General features: G+C 35.9%; 10 protein-coding genes. 7 read left to right on the top strand and 3 right to left on the bottom strand.

Features of this window, described 5'->3' with window-relative positions; all coding sequences use genetic code 11:
* Positions 1-169 (top strand): Gfo/Idh/MocA family oxidoreductase (locus tag DBX25_RS21310; protein ID WP_338066682.1); only part of this gene is annotated, 169 nt, incomplete at its 5' end.
* A gap of 136 nt (positions 170-305) precedes the next feature.
* Here the strand turns inward: DBX25_RS21310 and DBX25_RS11485 are convergent.
* The gene (locus DBX25_RS11485; protein ID WP_108670948.1) at positions 306-779 is read right to left on the bottom strand and encodes a DinB family protein; all 474 of its coding nucleotides are present in this window, start codon (positions 777-779) and stop codon (positions 306-308) included.
* 385 nt (positions 780-1164) lie between these two features.
* Between DBX25_RS11485 and DBX25_RS11480 the strand changes: the two genes are divergently transcribed.
* Genes DBX25_RS11480 through DBX25_RS11470 form a run of 3 tightly spaced genes read left to right on the top strand, consistent with a single transcriptional unit; the run spans position 1165 to position 2221 of the window.
* A complete protein-coding gene (locus DBX25_RS11480; protein ID WP_108670947.1) occupies positions 1165-1530 on the top strand; it encodes a DUF2089 domain-containing protein in 366 nt (121 codons plus the stop codon).
* Positions 1531-1541: 11 nt separating this feature from the next.
* Positions 1542-1925: an SHOCT-like domain-containing protein gene (locus DBX25_RS11475; protein ID WP_108670946.1), complete on the top strand. Its 384-nt coding sequence runs from the start codon at positions 1542-1544 to the stop codon at positions 1923-1925.
* Positions 1926-1930: 5 nt separating this feature from the next.
* Positions 1931-2221, top strand: a complete 291-nt coding sequence (locus tag DBX25_RS11470) for a hypothetical protein (RefSeq protein ID WP_108670945.1) — start codon at positions 1931-1933, stop codon at positions 2219-2221.
* 50 nt (positions 2222-2271) lie between these two features.
* Here DBX25_RS11470 and DBX25_RS11465 read toward each other — a convergent pair whose 3' ends face one another.
* Positions 2272-2790, bottom strand: a complete 519-nt coding sequence (locus DBX25_RS11465; RefSeq protein WP_108670944.1) for a GNAT family N-acetyltransferase — start codon at positions 2788-2790, stop codon at positions 2272-2274.
* 388 nt (positions 2791-3178) lie between these two features.
* Here DBX25_RS11465 and DBX25_RS11460 point away from each other — a divergent pair, with 388 nt between their 5' ends.
* The 3 genes from DBX25_RS11460 to sstT all read left to right on the top strand — a co-directional run bounded on the left by DBX25_RS11460 (position 3179) and on the right by sstT (position 6902).
* Positions 3179-4366: a glycoside hydrolase family 18 protein gene (locus tag DBX25_RS11460; protein ID WP_240620283.1), complete on the top strand. Its 1188-nt coding sequence runs from the start codon at positions 3179-3181 to the stop codon at positions 4364-4366.
* 406 nt (positions 4367-4772) lie between these two features.
* Complete coding sequence (locus tag DBX25_RS11455) at positions 4773-5168, top strand: VOC family protein (RefSeq protein WP_108670943.1); 396 nt, start codon at positions 4773-4775, stop codon at positions 5166-5168.
* Positions 5169-5663: 495 nt separating this feature from the next.
* Complete coding sequence (gene sstT, locus DBX25_RS11450; RefSeq protein ID WP_108670942.1) at positions 5664-6902, top strand: serine/threonine transporter SstT; 1239 nt, start codon at positions 5664-5666, stop codon at positions 6900-6902.
* 154 nt (positions 6903-7056) lie between these two features.
* Here sstT and DBX25_RS11445 read toward each other — a convergent pair whose 3' ends face one another.
* A complete protein-coding gene (locus tag DBX25_RS11445; RefSeq protein WP_108670941.1) occupies positions 7057-7482 on the bottom strand; it encodes an SRPBCC family protein in 426 nt (141 codons plus the stop codon).
* Positions 7483-7772: the final 290 nt, after the last annotated feature.

The raw sequence follows: 7772 nt of genomic DNA, 5'->3' as shown, positions 1-7772 counted from the left end.
CATCCAAACGAATGAGACCCAAAGTAAAAGTGGTGTGATAGATGCATTAATTGACTCTGTGCGATTGGACACAGCACCACTCGTGACAGGGGAAGATGCGATATCTTCATTAAAAGTCATAATTGGGATGATCGAAGCAGCAGAAACCAATCGTGTGATTAAAATATAAGAAAGTTTATTGATTGAGAGTGTTAGAAGATATGAAAATCACAAAAATACTCTTTTAAATATGTTATAAGATTACTTAATGTACATAAAAAAGACGATTACAAATCAAGATAAAATTTGTAATCGTCTTTTTTCCATTATTTTGAATTAATAACACGATAGATATGCTTAATTGCTTCCATATGTAATCCTTCATGATAAAAGCTAAATAAAAAAGTCTCGCCTAGATTATTAAACGTAATGCCAGCACGGTTTGTGAAAGGTGTTGGCAACTTTTCATGAAAACGTCCTGGCAGGAAATCTTTGATTCTAGATTTTTGTTCTGACAATACAGTAGCTATCTCTTCCAAAGTGGGAGGATCGACCTTCCAATCACTCGGCTTCGTACCTGCCGCAAAAAGTTGTTCATAGTTTTCAGGAATATTCATTTTTTCTTTAAAAATTCCAAATACAATTTTTTCTTGTACAAATGCGATATGCCCAAAGTTCCAACGAATATTATTATTGAAACCATTTGGGACAATATCCGCGATCTCTTCAGGAATTCTTTTAATTGATTTCTCAGTAATTCCACGAACGGTACCCATATGATGAAAAATAGCTTGTTCCACCTATATCACTCCTTCATATTACTTTACATAAATAGGATTCTAGAAATAAGGTCATATTCCTTCTATGTATATTTATTCTCTTTTTCATCAAATTTGCATCGTTTAGCGGACATAAAAACATATGGGCGTTAGGATTTAAATAAAGAGCCTCTGTAAAATTAGACTATTGAAATTAAAAATCAACACTGGAATATAACAGTGTCTTCAAAAAAAATGCAGTTTTTCTCCAAGATACTTATATTAACCTCACAGGATATTTATCGGAATTAATAATATTCATATTTTTTATATATATATTTAATTATTTAATTAATTTATGTAAAAACATTTACATTTTTAATTAATGTATTTAAAATATATTTAAATACCATGAAAGGAGGCAATCATGGCATATCCAGTTTTAACGAATTGTCCTGTATGCAGCCAAACACTTAAAATAACAAAACTTACATGCAATCACTGTGATACGACTATTGAAAATGAATTCGAACTTTCAAAGCTTGCTTCTTTAACAAAGGAACAGCTTCAATTCGTCGAAATCTTCCTTGTATCCCGTGGGAATATTAAGGAAGTGGAAAAAGAGCTCGGAATTTCCTATCCAACTGTCCGTGGAAAGCTTAACGATATTATCACGGCCCTTGGATATGACACTCAAAAGAAAAATGAGCTAGATGAGAAGAAAATCGTTGCGATGCTGGAGAAGGGTGAAATTTCTGCAGAAGATGCGATTAAACTTATAAAAGGTGAGTAGGGGGAATTATGATGAGTGAAGAAATTTCAAAGATTTTAACGATGGTGCAAGAAGGAAAAATCGATTCCGAAAAAGGTGCCCAGTTGATTGCTGTACTCAAGGAAAAAGAAGCTCCTGCTTATCCTAAAAAACAAAATAAATACTTAGATAAAACGTTAAAAATCCGTGTTGTCTCCAAGGAAAATGACAATGTTAACGTCAATGTACCAATTAAGCTCGTAAAAGCACTTCTCAAAACGGGACATAGCATTGCTGCAAGCATCCCGCAATCCCAACAATACGTCAAGGATCTTGATATCAACCTGCTGATTGATGCAATTGAAAATGAGCTGGACGGCAACATTGTTGATATCCAATCGGCAAACGGCGATACCGTTAAAATCGTCATTGAGTAAAACATATGATGAAAATAAAAATCAAAACTTCTAATAAAATCGCATTCTACCTTCCTGTCCCTTACACAATCTTAAAAGCTGCAAGTTCCATTTTCACATCTAACAAATTTCGGAACCAATTGCACAAGTGGGCTAATCAGGATCTTGAACATAACCAAGTTCCCCCCTGGCTTTTCAATACTTTATTAAACAAGCAGCTGATGAAGGAACTCTTCACCGAACTGAGCAAGAACAAAGGAACTGTGATTGTTGATGTAAGATTGCATGACGGAACTGAGGTCATTGTAAAACTATAAAAGAAAGAAACCTTGCTACAAATAATACAAAGGCAAGGTTTCTTTCTATATTAGAACAATTTTTCAAAACAAACATATAATTCATGGCCTTCAGGCTTTCCATTCATCATCACATGACCCGTCTGCTTGTAGCCCCTTTTTTCATAAAATCGGACCGCAGCTTCGTTGCCGGAGTAGGTATCAAGACGGATTGCCCCATATCCATGATTGCTGGCAAAGTCCTCGGCAAACTGAAGCATCTTGCTTCCATATCCTCCACCTTGGAGTGAGGGGTCCACGCAAAACGAATGAAGAATCAGAGGCTTTCCTTCTGTTTTGGACCAATTTGCGTTTTCCCATTCCGTAGCTTGCCACTCATCGAGCACCATCACGCCAATTGGGCTCTGACCCTTTTTTAATATGAACAACTCTTCGCCCTGCATCGCATTTTCAAAGTACTCATGATTCGGATATTTCTCATCCCACTGTAAAATGCCCCTTGATTCCAGGTACTCTTTACATTCTGAAAACATTTCACCAATAACAGGCAAGTCGTCTTCCGTTGCTCTCACAATATGCTCTTCAACCATTCTGATGCTCCTTTACAGTCCTTATTCGTTTTCCAGCGTAGATTTAAAAAAGTTGGCATTCTTATCGTTCTTCTTGTCAGCCATTTTTCCGTCTGGTTCGTAGCTTAATTTGAAGCCCTGTTTGTCTTTTTTTATATTTGCTACCCCCAATCTCAATCCTGATCATTATGGTTAGTTTGTCCTTCCTTTCATTTAAAATGTAAAAGGAAAGTGCATTCCAATGACAGAAAAAATCTATGGTTGATAATTATTTGAGGTCTATAAATGTAATGTGGAAATATGTGATTCATCAGAAAAAGTGACTGGCGCGTATTTAGGTTTATATTACCACCTCTTACACTTGTGTTTTTTTGGTACTATTTTAGGAGACAACAAGATTGTGAGAGGAATGCTGTGGATGATTAAAAACCGTTATCTCCTTCTGCTAATAGCAGTGTTTATATTCACAGGTGGATTTTTTACTGGAGGTTTATATTCCAGTCATAAATCAAAACAAGAACGACAGAATCCATCAATAGAAGCAAGAGTGGCACCGAAATCGATAAAAAATCTCGTTCCTAAGAAAATGCCCAAGGTTGAATCGCCGAAATCCAATGTATTGATTGGGTATGTCCAGGATTATCGTGATCCAACTACCATTGACTATTCAAAATTGACACATGTCATTTTTTCTTTTGTTCATCCAACAAATGATGGACGTATATTATGGAGTGGAGACTATGCCAAGTCGAACCTTAGATCCATGGTAAAAAGAGCACATCAAGAAAAAACGAAAGCAATTCTAGCGATCGGAGGCTGGTACCATATCCAAGGTGGAGAATCATACAAATATTTCAAAAGTGCAATCTCCAATCCGACATCGCGAACTAGATTAATCAATGAACTGACTAAAGTTGCAGAACAAGAAAATCTTGATGGCATCGACATTGATTTTGAACATCCGAAATCAAAGGAAGACGCCAAAAACTTAGCTGCCTTCACAAAAGGATTAAGTGAAAAGCTTCACCCAAAAAAGAAAGAGATCTCTATCGCTGTCTATTCCAAGATTCATAGTGTAACAGGAACGGAAGTAGGTTACGTCATTTTTGAACCATCCATGTTTAATTACGTTGACTATGTCAACATCATGGCTTATGACGGACAATGGGATGGAAGCTACAATGCAGCCAACCTTTCACCTTACCCATTTACGGAAAATGTGGTGAGATATTGGTCACAATTGTTCGATCAAAACAAAATTTCTAAACAAAAACTTGTCTTGGGCGTTCCATTCTATGCCCAACCAGAAAACGTGAAAATCAAGCAAATCTCATATGCCACGATAGTGAAAAGTAATCCTGTTAATGCCAACAAAGATATCGTTGCCATGAACGGAACAACCTATCATTACAACGGTGTACCCACTATGCAGAAAAAGACACAGCTTGCATTGAAAAATGGCTTTGGTGGGATGATGATTTGGGAATTAGGACATGATGCGAGCGGTACATTGAGTATGGCTGGGGTGCTTTCGCAGGAGTTAAAGATGATTAAGAATGATGGAAAGGTTTATGCATTCAGAGCCGAGACTAAATAATCATAAAAAATGAAGGATCTCATTAGGGTCCTTCATTTTTTTGTTTGTTTATAATGAATTTCTTTGATAAGTGTAACTAAAGTGTGATGAATCCCTTAAAAAACACTCAAATTTCATCGTTTGGTGTAGGCCATAAAAATTATAATTGAAAATCTAAAAATACATTCGAAAACGAGAAAAATACTTTCGATATCAGAAAAATACAATCGTAACCGAAAAAATACATTCGATAATCCCAAAATATCGATTTTTCGACAAATCGGTAACTGCTATTCCTTGTAAGGTAACCTGTACTCTCATTGCGACTATTAAGAATATTATAGATTTGTAATTGTTAATAGGATTATGAAGTGTGTCCATCGAATGTATATTATGTAATGATTATTTGAAATTACAGGAGGCTATTATGGGAAGATTAGTTCATTTTGAAATTCATGTTAGTGACATGGATCGTGCAAAGAATTTTTATGGAGAGGTATTCGGATGGTCATTTCAAGATTGGAGTGAGTATGCGGGTATGCCTTACTTTGGAGCAGTGACTGGCGATGAGAATGCGCCTGGTATCAATGGTGCTTTAATGCAAAGACAAGGTGGTTCACCGGAACCAAACCAAGCAATGAACGGATTTTCCTGTACAATGGGCATAGAAGATTACGATGCAACGGAAGCAAAAATCCTTGAGAATGGGGGCAAAGTAGCACTTGCCAAATACGCGCTACCAGGTATGGCTTGGCAAGGATACTATATTGATACAGAAGGCAATATATTTGGAATACATCAACCTGATGCAAATGCAAAATAATGATTGGGAATTAAGAAAGGTAGAGCGATCTGCCTTTCTTTTTTTATTTAAGTCGCTGCAGAGATTCATTAATTTGAATGTTTTAAAAAATATTTTTTTCATTTGAAATAGTAAAAAATATTAGGATATCCTATGAATAGTATGAATTCTTTATGTTTTTTGACGATTTATGGTTTGGTGTACTATATCAAAATAAAAATATCAATATTGTAATATATCAAAAACCTGTATATAATACTATTAATTTATACAGTTGTCTTTATGGAGTGGATTGTGTTGGTGAGAGCATCAAACAAAAAATTATCAGCCAGAAATCTGACCACTATGAGATGAGCCTTTAAAAGACAAACTGACTGAGCATTGAAGGGGAAATTTCAAAGACTGGGGTGGGGACAAAGACATCCATTACTTAATTGTAATAATGGATATCATTCTATCCGAAGGTGCTCGAAATTAGCAAGGTTTCATAAAACATAATCTAGTGGGGGTACATCAATGAAAAGTATACTGAAAAGCTGGAATCGATTGAGTCTAGTAAAGCAAATTATTGTCGGTTTGATTATTGGTATTATTTTGGCTGTAGCAATCCCGGATCTAGCAAAACCTGTTGTCATTTTTGGCTCTTTATTTGTAGGTGCATTAAAAGCCATCGCACCTGTGTTGGTACTTTTCTTAGTAATGTCGGCCATCGCACAACACAAGAGTGGTCACCAAACAAATATGAAATCTATTATTGGTTTATATCTTATAGGGACTTTTTTAGCAGGATTAATAGCAGTTATTATCAGTTTTATTTTCCCTGTAGGTTTAACCCTTACAAAGGGTGCTGAAGGTTTTACGGCCCCTGGCGGTGTTGTAGAGGTTCTCAAATCTTTACTGTTGAACGTGGTAGATAACCCAGCGAAAGCATTATTTAATGCGAACTATATCGGTATTTTAGCTTGGGCGATCCTACTTGGTTTGGCATTAAGAAATGCTGCTGATACAACTAAAACTTTAATCTCTAATTTTTCAGATGCTATATCCAAAATCGTTACATGGGTAATCAAGTTTGCTCCACTAGGAATCATGGGTCTAGTATTTGAATCTATTACTACAAATGGACTTGATTCATTACTAAGCTATGGTAAGTTACTTGTTGTTTTGATTGGTTGTATGCTACTTGTAGCACTGGTTGTTAATCCAATCATTGTGTACACATATATCCGTCAAAACCCTTACCCACTTGTATTTAAGTGCTTAAAGGAAAGCGGTATTACTGCATTCTTTACACGTAGCTCCGCTTCCAATATTCCTGTGAATATGAAATTATGTGAAAACCTAGGTTTGAATAAGGATAGCTATTCCGTATCCATTCCATTAGGTGCAACGATCAATATGGCTGGTGCAGCGGTTACTATTTCAGTATTGACACTTGCAGCGGTTCACACACTTGACATTCAAGTGGATCTTCCTACAGCAATCTTACTTAGCATCGTATCAGCAATCTGTGCTTGTGGTGCTTCAGGGGTTGCCGGGGGATCTCTATTACTGATTCCTCTTGCATGTAGCCTATTCGGAATTCCGGCTGACGTTGCAATGCAAGTAGTTGGTGTCGGCTTTATCATCGGTGTTTTACAAGACTCCTTTGAAACGGCACTAAACTCTTCTACAGATGTTCTGTTCACAGCTGCAGCTGAGTATAAGGAATGGCGTAAAGAAGGTAAAAATATCAGTATTCGTAAAGCAGCATAAAGAAGAACGTGAACTGCACTTAAATTGTTAGATTCCCTAACAGTTTGGGTGCAGTTTTTTTGTAAGAAATTTAGTAATAATTATATAAAAAAAAGGCGGTATCCGTTGTTATTGGATACTCGCCATCTAACTTGAACAACTCTTTTTTTGTTAATTAAAGAGGTGTTTGTTCTGTATATTTTTTAAAATTATCCAGAATTGCCTGCCATCCTTGTTGTTGTAACTCAATTGGATTCGTAGTTTCAGGATCAAAGGTTTCAATAATTTCGGTTTCGTTATTTTGACCTTTAAAGAGGATTTGAACTTTTCTTCCATCACCAAGTGAATAAGCGATAACCTCATGTAATTTCACTTCATCATAAACTCCATCAAAATCGAAACCAAAACTAGCATCCTTGGCTTCCATACGTGAATGGAATTTACCACCTACTTGTAAATCATTCTCAGCAATTGGTGTGTGCCATTCATCTGAAGCAGTGTTCCATTTAGTTATATGAGCGGGTTCAGTCCAAAATTTCCAGACCTTTTCTACAGGTGCTTGAACTGTTGTTTGTACTGTTACTTTTTGAGATGTTTCCATTTCATTTACCGCCTCTCTCAATTCGATTATTATTTCGATTTGTCTCCACTAGGTGTCTGACTATATTGTAGATGATTTCGAAAACATAGGCTACTTCTTTAAAGAAGTAGGGAAGAGTGAGAAGTATTATGTTTTAGAAATAGCTTACATAAAAAAGAAAGGCATTACCGAATTGATATGCTCCCCTAAAGGTAGACAGATGAAATAAAAAAAATCTGTTTTCCTTTGGGGGAGTTTTTATTATGGCTAAAAGTAAATTTTCTAAAGAAGAAAAGTATGAAATTTTAAAA

The sequence above is a fragment of the Peribacillus acanthi genome (assembly GCF_003073175.1).
Taxonomy (GTDB): Bacteria; Bacillota; Bacilli; order Bacillales; family DSM-1321; genus Bacillus_BN; species Bacillus_BN acanthi.
Note: the sequence above shows the minus strand (reverse complement) of the source record. Positions and strands in the feature narration are given on the sequence as shown.

What these genes read in the sequence shown, in the direction of transcription:
- DBX25_RS11475 (WP_108670946.1), top strand. Translation starts at nt 1,542, where the DNA reads ATGAGTGAAGAAATTTCAAAGATTTTAACGATGGTGCAAGAAGGAAAA.
- DBX25_RS11445 (WP_108670941.1), bottom strand. Translation starts at nt 7,482, where the DNA reads ATGGAAACATCTCAAAAAGTAACAGTACAAACAACAGTTCAAGCACCT.
- DBX25_RS11470 (WP_108670945.1), top strand. Translation starts at nt 1,931, where the DNA reads ATGATGAAAATAAAAATCAAAACTTCTAATAAAATCGCATTCTACCTT.
- sstT (WP_108670942.1), top strand. Translation starts at nt 5,664, where the DNA reads ATGAAAAGTATACTGAAAAGCTGGAATCGATTGAGTCTAGTAAAGCAA.
- DBX25_RS11460 (WP_240620283.1), top strand. Translation starts at nt 3,179, where the DNA reads ATGCTGTGGATGATTAAAAACCGTTATCTCCTTCTGCTAATAGCAGTG.
- DBX25_RS11465 (WP_108670944.1), bottom strand. Translation starts at nt 2,790, where the DNA reads ATGGTTGAAGAGCATATTGTGAGAGCAACGGAAGACGACTTGCCTGTT.
- DBX25_RS11480 (WP_108670947.1), top strand. Translation starts at nt 1,165, where the DNA reads ATGGCATATCCAGTTTTAACGAATTGTCCTGTATGCAGCCAAACACTT.
- DBX25_RS11455 (WP_108670943.1), top strand. Translation starts at nt 4,773, where the DNA reads ATGGGAAGATTAGTTCATTTTGAAATTCATGTTAGTGACATGGATCGT.